Below are 20,004 nucleotides of genomic sequence, written 5' to 3'. Positions count from 1 at the left end.
CGTAGACGATTATATGGATTATTACAACAACGAGCGATACCAGTGGGAGCTGGCGAAACTGTCACCGAATGAGTTTTACCAATTTGTGACGACAGGTGTTTATCCGCTTGATGTTCCCCAGATACCCGAGGTTCCCGCGTTCAAGCGGAGAGCTTGTGAATTGGGGAACCAGCTATCCTCATAAAATGGCAAAAGTGGCCATTTTATGAGCAAGGAGCCCGCGCATGTGATTGGATGGTTGGGGGGCCTTCTGATAGACAATTACCAGATGTCTATTTTGAAGGTACCAGAATTGTTGAACTGTCTAAAACAGGGGGTTCTACTTTTAGAAACTGTCCTTGACAAGGGGTACGGTTTATCCGATTCCACCTCCCTAACCACTACTCACTAGTCACTAGCCACTACGTGAATGCCGCCGATAAATCAGCCATACGACCATAATCCCAGCCATCACTCCAACAGCATCCACACACACATCATGCCAGGTCGCCGTCCGGCCGCCGGCAAAAAATTGGATGGTTTCATCCAGGGAAGCGATGACAACACCCAGCGCCAGCACCCACTTCTTGCAGCCCCTGCCCCATTTCCGCCAGGCTCCCAGGCTGGCCACCAGGCCAAAGGCCCCATATTCCGTCAGATGGGCCAGGCGGCGGATTTTGTTGTCCGTGAGCCAATCCGTCAGGATATTGTGCCCCAAAAGTTCCCGCACCAGCCCCAGTACCCGCCGGCTTTCCCCATGGGAAATGGTTCCGGACTGCAGAGACTGTCCCCAGATAAAAGCAATGATTAAAAGCAGAAGGATGCAAATTGGCCAGGAAAAAGAGGAAGAGTGTCTGGACATGGAAAAGCCTCCGGGTTTCAGGTTCATCATTCATCGTTATGGTCGAGGTAAGTTGCTTTCAGCACAATGGTGGTGAGGTTATCAGCGAAGTTGGACAATTCTCTCCATCGATGAACGTTTATGATAGTACTTATTGTATCATCATTTTCCCGACAGAGGCAGGATTGTTTGCGAATAACGATGCAGAGACACCAGTCGAATCGGTCAGCATACTTATTCCAATTGCCTTTTTATGGTAAAAATGGTAAAATTTCCTTGAAACAAGGAAATTTTACCATTTGAATGCAAGGAGGGACTCCCCATGACGACAGCTGTACTGGAAGAAACCATTCTGGATCAGAAGCGGGTCACTATTTCTTCCAAAAGACAATTCACTATTCCTCAAAAATTTTTTCAAAAAATCGGTTTTGGCAAGGAAGCCGAATGCATCCTGACTTCTGATGGCATCCTGATCCGCCCCATCTCTCAGAACCAGGGCAGCGAACTGGCCGAAGCCATTTTAAAAGATTTGATTGACCAGGGGCTTTCCGGGGAAGAACTCCTGGCTGCTTTCAAAAAACAACAGGCCAAAGTTGCCCCTGCCGTCCATTCCATGCTGAAAGAGGCGAAAAAAGTAGCCAAGGGCAAAGCGCCTTATGAGACCATGGATGATGTTTTTGCAGCAGAGGATTAGCTATGACAGAAATCCGTTTTATGAAGCCTGCGGCAAAATTTCTCAAAAAGTGCAAGGACAAAAGACTCAAAGAAAAGTTCCATCAGGCATTGTTGCAGATTGCGGAAAATCCCTTGTTGGGAGAAGAAAAGAAAGGTGACTTGGCTGGAATCCGCTCCTGTGATATCTTTTATAATAAAACCAATTATGAACTGGCCTATACTATCATCATCGACAATGATGATATCATCGTTGTCATCATGGCGGGTACCAGAGAAAATTTCTATGAAGAATTAAAACGGTATATGAAAAGTTAAAGAAGTCAGATGTCAGCTCATGTAGCGATAAGACGCACTACCATTGTGCTAGTCGTAACAAAGCTGACATCTCGAGCCCGGCAGGGCGAGTCTGACTTCTGGCATCTAGTGAGTTAGTGATTAGTGGCCAGTGATTAGAAAGCTCGATTTGTACCGAACTTCCACCGACCATGCGACACTATGACCATCCTCAGCCAATGTAGGGGCGGATTGGTAATCCGCCCGCTATTCCGGCCTTGGGAAACCCGGCCTTAAAAATCTCCGGCCTTGATAGCTCCTTCCGCTGAAAGCTCAGGAGCTGGTCGAGAAACGAAATAAAAGTAGAATCTTTTGCAGCGGCTGTTTCCAGAAGAGCATCCAGCTGGCACGCTGCTTCCGGCATATTGAACTCAGTCAGGAGTTGCCTGGCATGCTCCATTTCAAGCATTAGATACCACCTCCATCAACCTGTCGTAAAGTGCCAGGGACCGTTTTGGTACTGTCAAATATTTTTCGCAAAGACATGGATCCCATCACAAGCAAAATCAGTCGAGAAGATTATCCGCATCCTCATATTTTACACACAAATATGGAGTTGACTCAATTTAGCCACATTATGACCTATTTCAGTAGCTAGTAATTCGTGATGCCGATGTTTCCATACCTCCGACGACCCTGCAACAATAGCAGCCTCTCCTTTCAATTGTAGGAGATAAAAAAGTCAGAGCGCCCCCTCACGGGGCTTCAAGAAGCCAGATGTCAGCTTGTTTGGTGATAAGAAGTGGATAGTACTGCTAAGCCGGACAAAAGTGAATCATCTACGCAAACGTAGCGGTTAGGTGTAGAATCGAACTGCCCGCACTACTAAGCTGACATCTCGAGGCCCAATGGGCCGAGTCTGACTTCTGGCATCTTAAGAAGGGGCCCTCCCTCTGGTTGGCCCGCTTTCCCGGCCGTTCCCACCCCGGCCTTGGGAACTCTGGTCTTGACAATATCTAGGCAGTCAGAAAAAATGCTGGTAAAATTCCCTGTTTGGGAATACCATAATACACAGTTAGTTTTTTCATCGCAGTTAAATTCTAACACGAAAAAGGACTTTCGATTCACAAGAATCGGAAGTCCCTTTTCGTGTTTTGGGGGGCTTATTTTTTCACAGCCCCTTTGGATTCGATTGGTTATTATAATTTTTGTTTTAAGTCTTCCAGCACAGCCTGCTGCTGTTGCAAGGCTTCCTTCCCCATTTTCACCTGTTCAGCGTTGTTCTGGGGGGCCGGACCGCCATAACTGGTCCGGGCTGCCACGCAGTTTTCAGGTTTCAGGCATTCCAGCAGATCCGGTTCGAACAGAGGACTCAGTTCCTTGTATTCATTCAGGGTCAACTGGCCCAGCAGCTTATGTTCGGCAATGGCCTTGGCTACAGCCTTCCCCACCACGCCATGGGCTTTCCGGAAGGGCAGGCCCTTGCGCACCAGGTAATCGGCCAGGTCGGTGGCATTGGAGAAATCCTTGTGGACCGCTTCTGCCATCCGTTCCTCGTTCACTTTGGTGGTCAGGATCATGTCCCGATACACCTGCAGCGAAAACTTCACGGTGTCAACGGCATCGAAGAATCCTTCCTTGTCTTCCTGCAGGTCTTTGTTATAGGCCAGAGGCAGGCCTTTTAGAGTGGTCAGCATTGCCATGAAATGGCCGTACACCCGGCCGGTCTTCCCCCGCACCAGTTCGGAGATATCCGGATTTTTCTTCTGGGGCATCATGGAAGAACCGGTAGCAAAAGCGTCATCCAGCTCGATGAAGCCAAATTCCGTAGAAGACCACAGGCACATTTCTTCACTCAGCCGGGACATATGCATCATGAGCGTGCTGGCGAAGCTCAGGAATTCCAGCACATAATCCCGGTCGCTGACGGCGTCCATGCTGTTGCCGTATACCTGGGAAAAGTGCAGTTCCTTTGCCACCTGGAACCGGTCGATGGGCAGGGTGGTCCCGGCCACGGCACCGGCGCCCAGGGGCATGATGTCAGCCCCTTCCCATACGCCCTGCAGCCGACGGAAATCCCGGCGGAGCATATTGAAGTAGGCTAGCATATGATGGGCGAAGGTAATGGGCTGTGCCCGCTGCAGATGGGTGTAGCCGGGCATCAGGGTCTTCAGGTGCTTTTCGGCCATGGTCAGCAGGGCCTGTTCGAACTGGATCAGCAGGTCCATGATTTCGGTAACTTCCTTCTTCATGTACATGTGCATGTCCAGAGCCACCTGGTCGTTACGGCTGCGGGCGGTATGGAGCCGAGCCCCCGCATCGCCAATTTTTTCCGTCAGAGCCGCTTCCACGTTCATATGGATATCTTCCAGTTCGGTGGAAAACTCAAATTTTCCGTCCTGGATTTCTTTCAGGATTTCCTTCAGCCCTTTTTCGATGGCACCGGCATCATCCTGGCTGATGATGCCGCAGTTTGCCAGCATATGGGCGTGGGCGATGCTGCCCCGGATATCTTCGTGGTACAGCCGCTGGTCATAATCGATGGAGGCGTTAAAGGCATCAACCAGGGCATTGGTGTCCTTGCTGAACCGGCCTCCCCACAATTTCGTCTTGTTCATTATTTCAGCTTCCCCTGTTTCATCAGAGCTCTTACAGTGAGCGGCAGGCCAAACAGGTTGATGAATCCCTGGGCATCGGCCTGGTTATATACTTCATCTTCGCCAAAGGTTACATATTCCTTGCTGTACAGGGAATACGGGCTGGTAGCCCCGGCGGAGATGATGTTGCCCTTGTACAGCTTCATCTTCACAGTACCGGTGACGGTCTTCTGGGTTTCATCCACAAAAGCCTGCAGGGCTTCCCGCAGCGGGGAGAACCACATGCCATCGTAAACCAGTTCAGCATACCGGATGCCGATCTGTTCCTTGTAGTTGTAGGTAGCCCGATCCAGGCACAGGTTTTCCAGTTCATTGTGTGCATAGTAAATCAGAGTGCCGCCAGGGGTTTCATACACGCCCCGGTCTTTCATGCCCACCAGACGGTTTTCCACCATGTCGGCAATGCCGATGCCGTTCCGTTTGCCGATTTCATTCAGGAGTTCCATCATGGGAACAGGATCCATCTTTTTGCCGTTGACAGCCACAGGGACGCCCTGTTCGAAGTCCAGGGTCAGGTATTCGTCCTTGTCAGGAGCGGCTTCCGGAGTCTGGCTCATGATGTAGATGTCGGATTTGGGTTCGTTGGAGGGATCTTCCAGGTCGCTGCCTTCGTGGGACAGGTGCCAGATGTTCCGGTCCATGCTGTAGTCCTTTTTCTTGGTCACAGGCACGGGGATGTTGTGGGCGGCTGCATAGTCGATGGCGTCATCCCGGGATTTAATCTGCCATTCTCTCCAGGGAGCGATGACTTTCAGCTGGGGAGCCAGGGCCTTGATGCCCAGTTCGAACCGTACCTGGTCGTTGCCCTTGCCGGTAGCCCCGTGGGCAATGGCATCAGCCCCTTCTTTCAAGGCGACGTCCACCAGGTATTTGGCGATGATAGGCCGGGCAATGGAAGTACCCAGCAGGTATTTCTTTTCGTAGATAGCGCCGGATTTCACCATGGGCCATGCGTATTCCCGCAGGAATTCATCCCGCAGATCCAGGATGTAAGCTTTGCTGGCACCGGATTTGATGGCTTTATCATGGACAGGAGCCACTTCTTCGCCCTGGCCGATATCGGCAGTGACGGTAATGACTTCGCAGTTGTTATAGTTTTCTTTCAGCCAGGGAATGATACAGGAGGTATCCAGGCCGCCGGAATAGGCCAGAACTACTTTTTTGATGTCTTTTTTATCCATTGTTATCATCGCTCCTTTTTATAATACAGCGTCGCTCATCAGCAGGGCCATAATGGCTTTCTGGACGTGCAGACGGTTTTCAGCTTCATCGAACACAGCGGAATGCGGTCCTTCGATTACATCGTCGGTAATTTCCTCGCCCCGGTGGGCCGGCAGGCAGTGCAGCACCATGGCATCAGGACGGGCCAGATCCAGCAGGTGCTGGTTGATCTGGTAATCGTGGAGGGCTTTCATCCGCACCTCCCGTTCGCTTTCTTCGCCCATGCTGGCCCACACATCGGTGTACAGCACATCAGCGCCCTTGGCGGCTTCTTCCATATCTTCCGTCACGGTGATGGTGGCGCCGGTGATGGCAGCATCCATCTTGGCCTGGGCTACGATCTGAGGATTGGGCTGATACCCTTTCGGGCTGGCGCAGACCATATTCATGCCCACTTTGGCACAGGCAAACATCAGGCTGTGGGCCATGTTGTTGCCATCGCCCACATACACCAGCTTGCGTCCCTTCAGCACATCCTTGTATTCCAGGATGGTGAACATATCCGTCAGGGCCTGGCAGGGATGCAGCAGGTCGGTCAGGCCGTTGATCACCGGAACGGTGGCATAATCGGCCAGTTCCTTCACTGCTTCGTGGGAATAGGTCCGGATCATGATGCCGTCCACAAAACGGGACAGCACACGGGCAGTATCCTTGACCGGTTCGCCCCGGCCGATTTGGGAAGTGGCTTCACTCATATAGATGGGATGTCCGCCCAGTTGGTGGAACCCCGTTTCGAATGAGACCCGTGTACGGGTAGAAGCTTTGGAAAAGATCATGGCCAGCGTTTTCCCCTTCAGGTACTCGTGCGGCTCGCCCAGCTTCTGCTTTTTCTTCAGTTTTCTGCTTACATCCAGGATGGTAGCGACTTCGCCCACCGACAAATCATGGATGGAAATCAAATCCTTATTTCTTAAAGCCATGTTATTCCCTCTTCTTCTCAGAATTCTGCCAAAAGCTCGTCCAGTCCTTTCAGCAGTGTATCGATTTCTTTCTCGCCGATTACCAGAGGCGGCACGAATCGCAGCACGTTACCGGCGGTGCAGTTGATGATCAATCCTTTATCCAGTGCTTTGGTCACCAGGCCGGCGCCGGGTTTTGCCAGTTCCATGCCAAGGATCAGGCCCATGCCCCGCACGTCCGTCACTTTGTCGGGATGTTTTGCTTTCAGGGCTTCCAGGCCTTTCTTGAAGTATTCCCCGGTCTTGCGGGCTTTCTTGTCCAGTTCCAGTTCCTTCATAGCCTTGATGGCTGCATAGCAGGCGGCGCAGGAAATGGCATTGCCCCCAAAGGTAGAACCGTGATCGCCCGGTTTGAATACATGAGCCAGACGTTCCGTCACTGCGAAGGCCCCCATGGGGAAGCCGCCGCCGATGGCCTTGGCCATGGTCATCACATCGGGTTTCACACCGCTGTGCATCCAGGCAAACCAGTAACCGGTACGGCATACGCCTGTCTGGATTTCATCGAAGATCAGCAGAGCATTGTGCTTGTCGCACAGTTCCCGGGCTTTTTCCAGATAGCCGGCAGGCGGTACATGGACGCCGCCTTCCCCCTGGATCGGTTCCAGCAGCAGGCCGCATACTTCATCATCCATGGCTTTTTCCAGGGCGTCCGCATCGCCGAAGGGAACGTATTCGAACCCGGCAGGCAGCGGAGCCAGCCCTTCATGGTAATGTTCCTGGCCGGTGGCGGTCAGGGTTTCCATGGTACGTCCGTGGAAGGAATCCAGAGCGGTAATGATCTTGAACTTCCGAGGGCTGATGGCGACCCCGTATTTACGGGCCAGCTTGATGGCCCCTTCGTTGGCCTCTGCGCCGCTGTTGGCGAAGAAGACCCGGTCAAAGGTGGTCACTTCACACAGCTGCTTGGCAGCCTTGGCCTGGATTTCGTAATAGAACAGGTTGGAACCGTGCATGATCCTGGCAGCCTGTTCGCTGACGGCCTTCACCAGGGGCGGATAATTATAGCCCAGGGCGTTCACCGCAATGCCGTCCAGGAAATCGATGTATTTCTTTCCATCAGTATCGTATAAATAGACGCCTTCCCCATGGTCCAGTACAATGGGGAGACGGCCAAACACCGGCAGATAGTACTTGTCGGTGGTCTCCATGATTTCTTTCGTATCCATTCCTTCAGCCTCTTTCTTTCAATCTCTGACGACTTCCGTACCCACACCCTCGTCGGAGAAGATTTCCTGGAGGATGGAATGTTCCTGCCGGCCATCGATGATATGAGTCTTGACGGCACCGCCGCTCAGAGCGGAGATGCAGGCTTTCACCTTGGGGATCATGCCTCCGTCGATGCTGCCCTTCACAATCAGTTCCTGGGCCTTTTCAAAGGTCAGGGTGGAAATGAAGGTGCTGGGGTCGTTATGATCTTCGAAGATGCCCTTCACGTCGGTAAGCATCAGCAGTTTCTCGGCTTTCAAGGCACCGGCCACTTCACCGGCCACGCTGTCGGCATTGATGTTGTAGGTTTCACCATCGGGACCGATACCCGTAGGGGCGATCACCGGGATATAATCGTTCCTGATCAGCAGGTTGATCAGGTCGGTGTTGACTTTTTCCACCGTACCCACATAGCCGATGTCCACCAGGTTCACCTGGCCGTTTTCATATACATCTGCCAGATGTTTGCGGGCTTCGATGAGTTTGGCGTCCTTGCCGTTCAGGCCCACGGCGTTGCCGCCCAGGATGTTCAGGCGTCGCACCAGATCGGTATTGGTCTTGCCCACCAGGGCCAGTTCAGCGATTTCCACCGTTTCTTTGTCGGTGACCCGCAGGCCGCTGACGAATTCGGTCTTTTTGCCGGCTGCTTTCAGCATGGCCGTGATTTCAGGGCCGCCGCCATGGACAACCACCGGGTGCATGCCCGCACAACGGAGGAAAACGATATCCTCCAGGACCTTATTCTTCAAATTGTCGTTGAGCATAGCGTTGCCGCCATATTTCACGACCACCGTTTTCCCTTTAAAAGCGCTTAAGTATGGCAGTGCTTCAACTAATATATTCATTTCGTTGTTCTTGATCTGCATTGCATTTCCTCCTACTCTATTTTCATTTGCAAGGATTTTCGTTTCCGGAAACCGGAAGCAACCATAGTACGCTTTATCAGTCCATGACTTCGGAAAACGGCTTTCCCCTCATCGATTTGTTTCAAGCCGCTGTCCCCTCCTTTATGTTGCATTATTATACGCTTATGTGTATAAAATTGCAACCTATTTTTCATTTTTTCCAGGAAGCCTTGAGTCCTGATACAATCTCATTATAGTACGAAAGTGCCCTGTACTGCTACCACTTTTTGGCGGGGAATGGGATATTTTTGTGACAGGAAGAGCAGCTGTGCCGCCTGCAGTAGCTTTTTCTTCAGTTTTCGCTTACAATGGTGATAGTTACTTTTTCAGGGGGTGATGGGAGTGCGGAAACTTCTGGTGATTCTGGTGCTGCTGGCCGGAGCGCTTTGTTTTTACATGACCCGGCCGTCCACCATCCATGAAAAGGCGGGCGGGGGACCGGCGCCCGTCGTTGCCCGGACCCCCGCAGGCCTCTCCGGTGCCGCAGGTTCCCTGCCTGCACCTCTGCAGCTGGTCTACAAGGCCTGGAACGTCCGTACCTTTGCCCGGCAGCGGATTCCCCGGGAAGACTGGATTCCCCTTGCGGAAATCTCCCCCTGGCTGCCCAGGGCCCAGGTAGCGGTGGAAGATAAGAGGTTCTACTCCCACCACGGAGTGGACCCTGACGGCATCATCCGGGCCACCCTGGTAAACATCCAGAAGGACGAAGTGGTAGAAGGAGGCAGCACCATCACCCAACAGCTGGTGAAGAACCTGCTGCTGACCTCAGACCAGACCATGGGCCGGAAGATGGCGGAAATGGGACTGGCGTTCCTTGTGGAGGCCCGGTGCAGCAAGGAAGAGATTCTGGAGATGTACCTGAATACCACCTTTCTGGGGGCCGGAGCCACAGGGGTAAAGCAGGCCAGTGACGTATATTTCGGCAAAAAGCCCAAAGACCTGTCCCTGCCCCAGGCGGCCATGCTGGCCGGGCTGCCCTATGCTCCCACAGCCCTGAACCCCTACAACAACTGGCGGGGCGCCAAAAAGCGCCGGAATCTGGTGCTCCAGCGCATGTACGAACAGCAGATGATCACCGACACCCAATTGGAAGAAGCCACATCGGAGCCATTAAGAATCGGAAAATAAAAGGGGCTGCAACAAAATGAGCATTTTCGCCCATTTTGTTGCAGCCCCTTTCTTCCTATAATTAAAGTAGCAGCTGACATTTTTTATTTTTCTGAAAAATTACCAGCTATAGTTTTTAGGCGCACTTTAATAAGCCTTGCTGTTTTTCTCTTTTTTAGCAGGCTACCGTATGCGTTTTTTCTTTTTCTAAATAGTGTTTTGCAGTCTATTATTAGCTCGGCGGCTCTGGTATCTTCTTAATATTGAACCCGTTTTTTTGATGAGGTTATTATGTTACAACCCCGTCATTATTAAGTACCCTTTTTGGCGCATGACAGCGAAAATTTCCCATGCAGTGTATGCCTGCATCAATCAGGGACAGGCTGCCTGTCCGCCGGAAATCGAGGAGCGTTCCATTTGCATCAATGCAGATATTGCCCAGATTTTGCAAAACCTATCTATAGCAGCAGTACCCTAACACATAGCATTAAAAAACGACCAGCAAGTAATTCGATGAAGATAACTTGCTGGTCGTTTTGGGTATCGCATGCTTATACTGGCCATGCAGATATCTGCCGGCAAAGCAGATGTCAGGAACGTTAAATCTAACTTTATAGGTCAGCGCATGTTTTTTCCTTCAACGGATTTTTTGTTTTGGTACATAGCGGCATCGGCGCGGAGAAAGATTTCCTGGTAAGTCGTATCCGTTTCTGGGAGGTAATCGCTCATGCCGACGGCAAATGCCAGTTGTTCCCAAGGACGCTCTTGCTGATAGTTTCGTTTTTGGCTGTAAGGAGTCAGCTTCTCTAACAGCGCAAAGCGGTTTTGATAATCTTTACCCGTTACCAAGACAAGAAATTCATCGCCGCCGATGCGGAAGATAGGGCTGTACGCATAGGTCGTGCGAATGAACTGGACGGTGTGGCGGAGCAGTTCGTTGCCCATGGTATGGCCAAACTGGTCGTTGATGCCTTTCATGCCATTTACGTCTATCATCAGCACGCTGAAAACGAGGTTGGGATCTCGCGCTGCCATACGCTGATTGATTTCCGTGACTTGCTGTTCATACGCCGTATTGTTTCCTACTTTGGTCAATTTGTCTTCGAGTGCCAACGTTTCCAGTTGCTGCACCATGGTTTTCATTTTGCCCATGGTCCGGTTCATGTTTTGGGACAATTCGCCCAGCTCATCATTGTGGGTAATGGGCAGCGGCTGATCGTAGCTTCCTTCGCCGATTCGCTTGGCTGCCGCATCAATCGCCTTTAGCGGGACGGCGATTTGGTTGGCTAAGACGATGGCAATACTTGTGACAATCAGTACGAAGCAGAATATCAAGAAAGCCATGAATATCATCGTGCGGGTCCGTTCGGCATACAGGGATGTTTCCGGTGCGGGTACACCGAAATTCATGCCGTTGTATAGTGTCTTAAAGGCCATCTTTCGCGGTTCTTTTTTGTAATAATAGGAGAGAAGATAGTCGTTGGAATCCCGCCCTTTCAGCGTCTTTGCGTAGGGATCCAAGCCAAAATCTCCCAAGTCCGAGGAAAAATTACCATTGGGGTAGTCAGGGTGGTAATATAGCTTACCATCGTCAGAAAACAACACGGCATAACTGTTGTCATATAGGCTGTTCAGTTCGATTTTATCGATCAGCAGCTGCATCCGAATGCTGAATCCCATGACTGCGATAAGTTTTCCCTGAGAGTAGACCGGCACGATATAGGCAATCTTCCGAATGCCGTCCATCGGAGAAATGTAGGGATCTCGCCAATACGGCTTTTGCTGTGACAAGGCCTTGCTGAACCAGGAGTTCCAATAGTCTGTGTCATAAAAGAATTTTTGGGTTTCTGCCAGAGAATGGAGGGTATACTGATTTGTTTCCGGATTCCGCGTATACCAAAAACCGTCTTGACCGGCTATGGCCGGATTAAACAAAATAAAAAAGCCATAAATAGTAGAAGATGCGTCAGCCGTCAGCGCAAATTGATGTGCCAGATGCTGCTTGAGTTCGTGACGGAAGCTGGCATCCTTGAGGGTGTTTGAATCTTGCACATTATCTTCTAACGCGTGAGACATGGTAAGCAGAATATTGCTGGAATACGTCAAGGCAGCCTGCAGCGGTTCTGCCGCCCGCTGGGCTTGCCAGTTCAAGCTCATTCTGGCAATGGTACTGGAGGTGTGATTGACAGTTTGCAGATTCAAGAAGCCTAAAAATAACGTTAAGATAAGTGTCGTTCCCGTAATAATCAGGACAAATTTATTTTGCAGGCTCCATATTCGTTTCTTTCGTTTTTTCATAGTGAAATCTTTCCGCGCAAGTAAAAAAAACAGCACCTGTTTGCCCTCGTGAACAGCTACTGTTTTTAGATATAATGAAGTTGTACAATGTTTTATCCGGTGCAACTGGCTGCCATATGATAGGCCCTGATAGTTTTGCATTGCTGGATTTCTCCAGGTTTGCTGAATTGTACCTTCATTATAAGATATAAATATTTATTTGTCTATCCTTATAAAAATGATATTATAGATACATAAGCATATACTGTTGACAATCGCAAGAATTTCACTAATTTACAGGCATTTTTTATATATAGTACACTACTTATTTGTATTACAGTACGAATCGCCAACTCATAAAAGAAACATCATGTATGGCATCCATTACGTTTTATGCCAAACAGCAATGGCATTGCTGTACGCCAGCAGCTCTTCAATGGGAATGTGTGCAGGGCAGACATCTTGGCAGGACAGGGAATGACCGCATGATTTATAATGCGGAACAACTCCGCAGTTACAGCCCCTTTTATTTTCAGTGGTTAGTGGGTAGTGCCCTTCTGTGGCCTGACTGTTTTCTCTTTCGAAAAATTGCCGATGGTAATTTTCACCATCGGCAACTGACTTATTTCTTTTTCAGTTTCTCCTTCATGATCCGCTTGTAAATCTCCACGCCAGGCTGATCGTAGGCATCCACATCAGCCAGTTCTCCTTCGTAGGTGATGCTGAGCATCAGGAAGTAGAACAGCTGGCCCAGTGTATATTCGTTAAGCTCAGGCAGAGTATACAGGGCGTTCAGCCGGTTGTCGCTGCTCAGTGCCTCTTCGTTGGCTTCCATGGCGGCCTGCAGGGCATCGGCCGCATCCAGTCCTTCATAACCCTGGTATTCGGTGATTTCCGGGAAGGGATTATGGATGGTCAGCTTTCCCTTCCAGCTTTCCACGAACAGGAACTGCACCACCTTGTCCCGGCGTCCCTCCTGGTGCATCTGGGTCTGGGCGTGCATATCCGTGGTGCCGACAGCTGCCACCGGGGTACGGCCATAGAATACGGTCTTCCCTTCCCTGTTGTTCCGTTTGCCCAGGGATTCCGCCAGCAGCTGCACATACCATTCACCAAGGCCCTTCAGCCGCATGGCGTAGGGCATGATTATTTCGATGGTAGCGCCATGATCAGCGGCGGCCACATATTTCAGAGTGGCGTTGAACAGGGCCGGATTGGTCCTGATATCCGCAGACCTGCAGGCCTCGTCCATATCCCGGGCGCCCCGGAGCAGTTCCGGCAGATCCATGCCCAGCACGGCCCCCACCACCAGTCCGGGAGTGGACAGCACGCTGAACCGTCCGCCAATGCCCACGGGCACGTCGAACACGGGCCAGTTGAATTTCCGGGCGATGCGGTTCAGGGGCCCTCTTTCCAGCAACTTGTCCGTAACCACGGCCCCACAGACCTCAAACCGGTCGGACCGCCTGGACAGATATTCATAGAAATACAGGAATGCTGTAGTGGGCTCCATAGTGGTGCCGGATTTGGAAATGGGCACCAGGAGTACCTTCAGCGGACTTTTATTTTGGGCCAGGGCTTCCAGCCATTCCTGGATTTCGATCATATCTTCCGAATCCACATTGTTGCCGGTGAAAAAAATAGAAGGTCCCTGACCAGACCGACGGGGCCAGAATTCACTGTTGGCGCAGTCGTACAGCACTTTTCCGCCCAGGTAGGAACCGCCCACGCCGCAGAAAATCACCACATCCTGGTTCTGACGTACGGATTCCCCGAATGCCTTCAATTCCTCCAGCAGTCCGGGCGTATTGGGAAAATGGTCTCCGAGATAGGGAAGCCGGGGAAAATAGACAGGTTCTGGTTTCCCATCCTTGGACAAATGGTTTTTGGCCTTTCCGGTGCGGCGGATCTCATCCACGGCCGCTGCGGCCTGGGCGATACGAGGTGCCAGCTGGTGCAATTCCTGCTCTGTGATCCGGCCTTCACCCAACATATTGGTTCCATCAAAAGAAAAGCCGGAAGGCAATGTGATTTTTTGCTTCATGGCAGGTCATACTCCTTTTGTTCCCATTTTTTTGCAATCGATTCGCTGTTTATCCTATAATAATCTCATAGTATAATTTTTATAGTATCATGTTCTCCCTGTCCGTGCAACAGAAAGCACCCCTGCAATTGTTTTTCCTGTGGGCAGGACGGAAAAAAAGATGAAAAAGTTACAAAACGGAAGGAACTGCCAAGGAGGCCATCATCATGACAAAAGGGCTCAACCAGAAACTGAAAATGCTGTATCTGAAGGATATCTTTGAAAAGGAAACGGACGATGACCATTGCCTGAGTCTTGCGGAAATCATGGACAAACTGCAGGCCAGAGGCGTCAATGCTGACCGGAAGACCCTGTATGCCGATTTCCAGGAGCTGCGGCACTATGGTCTGGACATCATCAACTCCAACTGCGGCCGGGGCTGCGTATACCATCTGGGAAACCGGACCTTCAAACTGCCCGAACTGAAGCTGCTGGTGGATTCTGTGCAGGCGGCCCGTTTCATTTCCGACAAGAAATCCAAGGAGCTCATCGATAAACTGGGACAGCTGGTCAGTGATGACCAGGCCGACAGCCTGAAACGCCAGGTCGTACTGACCGGCCGGGTAAAGACCATGAACCGCAGCGTGTACCCTACCGTGGACAAACTGCACCAGGCCATCAACCAGCATATCCAGGTGCGCTTCCATTATATGAAATGGGATACCCAGAAGAATCTGGTGCCCCGGAACGGAGGCAACTGGTTCCAGGTGAGTCCCTGGCTGATGATTTTATCGGACGAGAATTATTATCTGGCGGCCTACTATGCCCCCAGCCGTGAGATCCGCCATTACCGGGTAGATAAGATCAAGAATCTGCAGCTGCTGCCGGACCAGCCCCAACAGGGTCACCCGGCCTTCCGGAAGCTGAACATCGCCCGGTACGCCGACACCCATTTCGGCATGTTCAACGGACAGCGGACGCCGGTGGAAATCAAGGTATCCAATGAAAAAGTCGGGATTTTCATCGACCGGTTCGGCAAAGACATCATGCTGATCCCCGCAGGTCCCACAGCTGTGGCTACCACTATCCCGGTGGAAGTGAGCGACCAGTTTCTGGGGTGGATCATGGCCCTGGGTGAAGGAGTGGAAATCACAGGCCCTCAGTGGGTGCGGGACCGGATGCGGGAAGCAGGACTGAGACTGCTGAAAGAGTATGAGTAACCAGGGCGAGGTCAGATCAGCTGGAACTGCGTCCACTTCTGCGATTGATAACGCCAAATGAAAATCACTCCACGGAACACAAGGTCCATGCTCATACCGATGGCAACGCCGATGACACCCCAGCCGAGATACAGGCCGAACAGGGCCGAAAAAAGCAGCCGTGCCCCGATGGTCAGTGAAACAGAAACCACCATGGTAAAGGTTACGTCACCCGCTGCCCGCAGGCCATTGCCAAGGCTCCCGGCGAAGGGATAGGCCAGTCCGTTGAAGATGTTATTGATGAGCACCAGCCAGATAACCAGCGATTTTGCTTCGGGGGAGATTGCGGAGTACCGCACGATCAGCGGTGTCAGGGCAAAGACAAAGACATTCCACAAAACGGAAAGCACCAGTGTGATGCGGTCCAGCTTTTTGAAATAGAAATTAGCGGCATCAATATCCCGTGCGCCCATACACTGCCCAATGACCGTAGTATACACCGGAGCCATGGCCAGTCCCATGATAGAAGCCAGTGACCAGATGCTCTGTGCAACACCGTTTGCAGCTATCTGGTAGGTGCCGAACAGAGCAACCATGCTGGACAGAGCAACCTTAACCAGCTGATGCACACCGTTTTCCAGACCGTTGGGGAGAGCGATACCAAGGATTTTCTTCTGGGTACGGCCATCCCAAGCCAAAATGTCCGCTCCATGATACCGCACCGCATTTTTCTTCTGAAAGCAGAATGCAGTCACGGCTATGGCGGAAAGTGTCCGTGAGATCAAAGACGGCCATGCCACACCAGCAGCTCCCAGACCCATTCCAAAGACGCCAATATAGTTACCGATGACATTGATGATATTCGTAACAAAGGAGATGTACATGGTCACATTGGTCTTTCCGATGCTGCGGCAAAGGGCTGCACCAGCATCATAAACAGCCAGTGCCGGGAGTGACAGCGTAGTAATGAACAAGTACGATTCACAAGCTGCCATGACATGCGGTTCGATCCGGCCAAAGAGAAGCCGCAGGAGCGGTGCCCGCAGCAGCAGGATCAACGCTGTCAGTATGACAGAAATCAGGGTGGAAATCGTCAGCAGCTGTCCGGATGCTCTGGAAGCCATTTTCGGGTTTGCACTGCCGATGTATTGGCTGATGATGACAGCACCACCTGCCGAAAGAGCAGTGAACAGGAAAATCATCACCGTGTTGAAAGAGGTTACCAGCGATACACCGGAAACATCTGCTTCACTGGAAAAACTGACCACAAAAGTATCTGCGATTCCCACGAACATCAAAAGGAACTGTTCAATGAACAGCGGGAAGATCAGGTTCCTCAAATCCTTATTAGAAAACATTTCACGCCTCGTATCCTTTTGTAAGCGCCTTCTGGCAACGGTCCAGCATCCGCTCTGCCTTATCCATATCCCAATCGCAGTACTTTGTGGTGATCATGGTTGCAATGCCATGCGCGTGAATCCAGAGCTGATCGTACAGTTCGTCCGCTGCGTCATGATCAATGTAGTATTGTTCCATCAATACGGTGACAGATTGTTCGATAATAGGGCAGAGCACATGTTTCATTTCTGAAAACGCCTGTGGACGCATAAACAGAAAACAGAACAGCTCCGGCTGCTGTCTGGCAAAGCGGACATACTCGATGCCATACAGATGTACCGGTTCTGCACCGCACTCCTGCCGCATCAGCTCCGTAAACTTGTCCACAGCAGCCGGAACCAGTTCCTGACGTAAAGCATCCATGTTATCAAAGGACAGATAGATTGGCTGGGTGGAACAGTGCAACTTGGCAGCAACGCTTTTTACATTGACTGCTTTGATGCCGTGTTCCATCAGTATCTGGAGGGCTGCATCAAGAATCATTTCTTTTGTGATTTGTTTTTTTGCAGGCATTGTTCATTCGCTTCTTTCAATAAACTTGTTTATTAATAACAAAATTTATTTTATTCTTTTGCTTTGGTTTGTCAAGCCTTTTGCCGCCAAAAAGGTCTTTTCACTTCTGGCAGCAACAAAGGGTCCTGTGAACAGAATATCCACAAGACCCAACATTTATTATAGAACCAAAAAGAGCATATTGCTTTTGCAATATGCTCCGAATATTTGAATGGTGCGGGCAAGAGGACTTGAACCTCCACGGGGTTGCCCCCACTAGCTCCTGAAGCTAGCGCGTCTGCCAATTCCGCCATGCCCGCATATGTAATTTTTGTTGTCCGACACGCTTTCACGTTTCAAGAATGAGTTGGTGCGGTTGGCGGGACTTGAACCCGCATGAGGTTTCCCTCACCAGCCCCTCAAGCTGACGCGTCTGCCTTTCCGCCACAACCGCAAAGTTGTGTGTGACTCCTGAGGTTTGAAAAGTTGGTGCGGGCAAGAGGACTTGAACCTCCACGGGGTTGCCCCCACTAGCTCCTGAAGCTAGCGCGTCTGCCAATTCCGCCATGCCCGCTTTTTAATTTTTCTTTGTTTCCTCTGTCGGCAACAAAGATATAATATCACTTATTGGGATTTCCGTCAATAGTTTTTTAAAGTTTTTTTATAAAGATTTTGGTAGTTGTTCCGGTCGTTCAAAACCTTCTGCACATAGATCCGGGTATCGCTGAAAGGAATCTGGGAAATATCACTGAAATCGTAACCCCATCCATAGTCCTTCATCCACTCTTTCACGGTTCCACGGCCGGCATTATAGGCAGCCAGCATCAGGATTTCGTTGTTCTGGAATTCGTTTTCCAGTTCAGCCAGGTACCAGCAGCCGAATTTGATGTTCAGCTCCGGTTTCAGCAGAAGGTTATCCCGAAAATTGGGAAAATCGGTGCATTTGGCGATCCAGGCCCCGGTCTCGGGCATGATCTGCATCAGCCCCAGGGCCCCGGTCTTGGATTTGGCCTCCGGTTTGAAGTTGCTTTCGTTTTTGATGACAGCCACAGCCAGGAAAGGATCTACCCGATATTGGGCACTGTACAGATGGATTTCCCGAGCGTAAGGCCAGTTGTACACGAAACGCCGCTGAGCCGTATCGGATTTCCATCCAAAGTAACCGGCCACCAATAGCAGGATGAACACCAGTACCACCGGCAGACAGCCAGGCCGTTTCGTTTTTCTTTTACGTTCCAACACAATCCCTCACAATATATAGAAGACAAGATCCAGGAGCGAAAGACTCCGGGCAAAGAATTCTTTTTATCTTTATATCATATCAAATAGTGCGTTGGAAGTCCAATGGAGTTCAGAGCTTACACCCTCGTCAGTGCCTCCTCTACCTTCCTGTACAACTCTTCCAGGGTGCCGCTGTTGTCGATGATTGTATCGGCTTTCTTTCTTTTTTCGGTGAGGGACATCTGTTTGCGGATCCGGTCCACCACTTCCTGCCTGGTCATGCCGGACCGTTTCATAGCCCGCCTGATCTGCTCTTCCGGGTCGATGTCCACCAGCCACACCGTGTCCGCTTTCTTTTCCCAGCCACACTCCAGCAGCAGAGGTGCATCCAGTACCACCAGCCTGTCTCCGGCGTGGGCCCGCAAAAACGCATCCCGTTTCTCCGTCACTGCTTTGTGGACAATGGCGTTCAGCTGCTGCAGCACTTTGGGATCATGGAAAGCCAGCTGGGCCATCCTGCTCCGGTCCAGCTCCCCTCCGGAAGTCAGGATTCCTTCCCCGAAGGCCTCTACCAGCTGCCGCAGGCAGGGCTGCCCGGCTTTTTCCACTTCCCAGGCAGTAGCATCCGCGTCGAACACGGGAATGCCCTTTTCCTTTAAATATGCACTGACAGTGCTCTTGCCCGAGGCGATACCCCCGGTAAGCCCGATGACGGTCATCATGTTTCCTTCTTTCTTATTTCTGGCAGCGGGGACAGTACACACTGCCCCGGCCTCCCACTTTGATCTGTTTCAGCAGGGTACCGCAGCGCAGGCAGGGCTGTCCCTTCCGATGATACACCTGCAGGTAACGGCTGTTGTCCCCCATGTGCCCGTCTGCATCCTGGTAGTTGCGGAAGGTAGTGCCATGGTGCTGCAGCCCCTGGGTGATCACCGCTTTCATGGCCAGCGTCAGAGTTTCCCACTCTTTCCGGGTGATCCGGTTCACCCGGCGGGTAGGCCGCACCCCGGCCGCAAACAGGGTCTCATCTGCATAGATATTCCCCAGCCCGGCGATGATGCTCTGGTCCAGCAGGAATACCTTCAGCATGGTACTCCGGCCCCGTGCCTTTTCCCTCAGGTACAGGGGCGTCAGTTCGGCATCCAGAGGCTCCGGTCCCAGGGAGGTATACCCCTTATCCTGGTACCCATCCCCATTGATCAGGGCCACCACCCCAAATTTCCGGATGTCGGTAAAATACAGGTTCTCCGGCCCGTCCAGCTGGAACACCAGATGGGTAAACCGGGGTTCCGGCAGCTCTTTCTTCACTGCCAGCAGCGCCCCGGTCATCCGCAGATGGACCAGCAGCCAGTTCCCGTTGTCCAGTTCCAGCCGCAGGTATTTGCCCCGGCGCCCCACTCCGGTGATTTCCCGACCGAGCAGGGCCTTCCGGAATTTCTCCACGTCGGGATGACGTACCATCTTGGGTACATCCACCCGCACCCCGGTGAATTTCCGCCCCACTACATGGGGCGCCAGGCTGATACGTACCTGTTCCACTTCCGGCAGTTCCGGCATGACAATCTCCT

The 20,004-nt window shown here is 51.5% G+C and carries 19 protein-coding genes, 3 tRNA genes and 1 riboswitch; of the genes, 5 read left to right on the top strand and 17 right to left on the bottom strand.

Going from position 1 to position 20,004, the window contains the following annotated elements; translation table 11 throughout:
- The coding region (locus ACR0QW_RS00875; protein ID WP_432641838.1) for an IS3 family transposase at positions 1–184 on the top strand (184 nt) is incomplete at its 5' end.
- A 210-nt stretch (positions 185–394) separates the two neighbouring features.
- On the opposite strand, the gene ACR0QW_RS00870 is transcribed toward ACR0QW_RS00875, so the two are convergent.
- Positions 395–841 (bottom strand): VanZ family protein, encoded by a 447-nt coding sequence (locus ACR0QW_RS00870; protein ID WP_432641837.1) that lies wholly within the window; start codon positions 839–841, stop codon positions 395–397.
- Positions 842–1,142: 301 nt separating this feature from the next.
- Between ACR0QW_RS00870 and ACR0QW_RS00865 the strand changes: the two genes are divergently transcribed.
- Positions 1,143–1,514: an AbrB/MazE/SpoVT family DNA-binding domain-containing protein gene (locus ACR0QW_RS00865; RefSeq protein WP_432641836.1), complete on the top strand. Its 372-nt coding sequence runs from the start codon at positions 1,143–1,145 to the stop codon at positions 1,512–1,514.
- Between the two features lie 2 nt (positions 1,515–1,516).
- The gene (locus ACR0QW_RS00860; protein WP_432641835.1) at positions 1,517–1,810 is read left to right on the top strand and encodes a type II toxin-antitoxin system RelE/ParE family toxin; all 294 of its coding nucleotides are present in this window, start codon (positions 1,517–1,519) and stop codon (positions 1,808–1,810) included.
- Between the two features lie 190 nt (positions 1,811–2,000).
- Here ACR0QW_RS00860 and ACR0QW_RS00855 read toward each other — a convergent pair whose 3' ends face one another.
- From ACR0QW_RS00855 to argB, 6 genes are all read right to left on the bottom strand, one after another.
- Positions 2,001–2,237, bottom strand: coding sequence for a hypothetical protein (locus ACR0QW_RS00855; protein WP_432641834.1), 237 nt, complete (start codon positions 2,235–2,237; stop codon positions 2,001–2,003).
- A gap of 730 nt (positions 2,238–2,967) precedes the next feature.
- Positions 2,968–4,386: an argininosuccinate lyase gene (gene argH, locus ACR0QW_RS00850; RefSeq protein WP_432641833.1), complete on the bottom strand. Its 1,419-nt coding sequence runs from the start codon at positions 4,384–4,386 to the stop codon at positions 2,968–2,970.
- The gene (locus ACR0QW_RS00845) at positions 4,386–5,606 is read right to left on the bottom strand and encodes an argininosuccinate synthase (RefSeq protein ID WP_432641832.1); all 1,221 of its coding nucleotides are present in this window, start codon (positions 5,604–5,606) and stop codon (positions 4,386–4,388) included. The genes argH and ACR0QW_RS00845 overlap by 1 nt, the downstream gene beginning before the upstream one ends.
- An 18-nt stretch (positions 5,607–5,624) precedes the next feature.
- A complete protein-coding gene (gene argF, locus ACR0QW_RS00840; RefSeq protein ID WP_432641831.1) occupies positions 5,625–6,566 on the bottom strand; it encodes an ornithine carbamoyltransferase in 942 nt (313 codons plus the stop codon).
- 17 nt (positions 6,567–6,583) lie between these two features.
- The gene (locus ACR0QW_RS00835; RefSeq protein ID WP_432641830.1) at positions 6,584–7,774 is read right to left on the bottom strand and encodes an aspartate aminotransferase family protein; all 1,191 of its coding nucleotides are present in this window, start codon (positions 7,772–7,774) and stop codon (positions 6,584–6,586) included.
- An 18-nt stretch (positions 7,775–7,792) separates the two neighbouring features.
- On the bottom strand, positions 7,793–8,680 hold the full coding sequence (argB, locus tag ACR0QW_RS00830) for an acetylglutamate kinase (RefSeq protein WP_432641829.1): 888 nt from the start codon (positions 8,678–8,680) through the stop codon (positions 7,793–7,795).
- A 381-nt stretch (positions 8,681–9,061) separates the two neighbouring features.
- Between argB and ACR0QW_RS00825 the strand changes: the two genes are divergently transcribed.
- Positions 9,062–9,847, top strand: a complete 786-nt coding sequence (locus tag ACR0QW_RS00825) for a transglycosylase domain-containing protein (protein ID WP_432641828.1) — start codon at positions 9,062–9,064, stop codon at positions 9,845–9,847.
- A 597-nt stretch (positions 9,848–10,444) separates the two neighbouring features.
- Here ACR0QW_RS00825 and ACR0QW_RS00820 read toward each other — a convergent pair.
- Both ACR0QW_RS00820 and ACR0QW_RS00815 read right to left on the bottom strand, forming a co-directional pair.
- Positions 10,445–12,124: a sensor domain-containing diguanylate cyclase gene (locus ACR0QW_RS00820; RefSeq protein ID WP_432641827.1), complete on the bottom strand. Its 1,680-nt coding sequence runs from the start codon at positions 12,122–12,124 to the stop codon at positions 10,445–10,447.
- Between the two features lie 97 nt (positions 12,125–12,221).
- Positions 12,222–12,298, bottom strand: a riboswitch (cyclic di-GMP riboswitch).
- Positions 12,299–12,725: 427 nt separating this feature from the next.
- The gene (locus ACR0QW_RS00815) at positions 12,726–14,147 is read right to left on the bottom strand and encodes a glucose-6-phosphate isomerase (RefSeq protein WP_432641826.1); all 1,422 of its coding nucleotides are present in this window, start codon (positions 14,145–14,147) and stop codon (positions 12,726–12,728) included.
- Positions 14,148–14,353: 206 nt separating this feature from the next.
- Here ACR0QW_RS00815 and ACR0QW_RS00810 point away from each other — a divergent pair, with 206 nt between their 5' ends.
- Positions 14,354–15,346, top strand: coding sequence for a helix-turn-helix transcriptional regulator (locus tag ACR0QW_RS00810; RefSeq protein ID WP_432641825.1), 993 nt, complete (start codon positions 14,354–14,356; stop codon positions 15,344–15,346).
- 11 nt (positions 15,347–15,357) lie between these two features.
- On the opposite strand, the gene ACR0QW_RS00805 is transcribed toward ACR0QW_RS00810, so the two are convergent.
- The 8 genes from ACR0QW_RS00805 to mutM all read right to left on the bottom strand — a co-directional run bounded on the left by ACR0QW_RS00805 (position 15,358) and on the right by mutM (position 19,993).
- Positions 15,358–16,683, bottom strand: coding sequence for an MATE family efflux transporter (locus ACR0QW_RS00805; protein WP_432641823.1), 1,326 nt, complete (start codon positions 16,681–16,683; stop codon positions 15,358–15,360).
- 1 nt (position 16,684) lies between these two features.
- Positions 16,685–17,236 (bottom strand): TetR/AcrR family transcriptional regulator, encoded by a 552-nt coding sequence (locus ACR0QW_RS00800; RefSeq protein WP_432641822.1) that lies wholly within the window; start codon positions 17,234–17,236, stop codon positions 16,685–16,687.
- A gap of 212 nt (positions 17,237–17,448) precedes the next feature.
- A tRNA-Leu gene (locus ACR0QW_RS00795) sits at positions 17,449–17,535 on the bottom strand.
- Positions 17,536–17,583: 48 nt separating this feature from the next.
- Positions 17,584–17,669: transfer RNA gene (locus ACR0QW_RS00790), tRNA-Leu, on the bottom strand.
- 33 nt (positions 17,670–17,702) lie between these two features.
- Positions 17,703–17,789, bottom strand: a tRNA-Leu gene (locus ACR0QW_RS00785).
- Positions 17,790–17,854: 65 nt separating this feature from the next.
- A complete protein-coding gene (locus tag ACR0QW_RS00780; protein ID WP_432641821.1) occupies positions 17,855–18,457 on the bottom strand; it encodes a lytic transglycosylase domain-containing protein in 603 nt (200 codons plus the stop codon).
- Positions 18,458–18,573: 116 nt separating this feature from the next.
- Positions 18,574–19,158, bottom strand: coding sequence for a dephospho-CoA kinase (coaE, locus tag ACR0QW_RS00775; RefSeq protein ID WP_432641820.1), 585 nt, complete (start codon positions 19,156–19,158; stop codon positions 18,574–18,576).
- Between the two features lie 13 nt (positions 19,159–19,171).
- Positions 19,172–19,993: a bifunctional DNA-formamidopyrimidine glycosylase/DNA-(apurinic or apyrimidinic site) lyase gene (mutM, locus tag ACR0QW_RS00770; protein ID WP_432641819.1), complete on the bottom strand. Its 822-nt coding sequence runs from the start codon at positions 19,991–19,993 to the stop codon at positions 19,172–19,174.
- Positions 19,994–20,004 lie beyond the last annotated feature (11 nt).

The organism is Acidaminococcus sp. (assembly GCF_050873445.1).
Taxonomy (GTDB): Bacteria; Bacillota; Negativicutes; order Acidaminococcales; family Acidaminococcaceae; genus Acidaminococcus.
The sequence above is the reverse complement of the archived record's forward strand: the minus strand, read 5'-3'. Positions and strand labels throughout refer to the sequence as shown.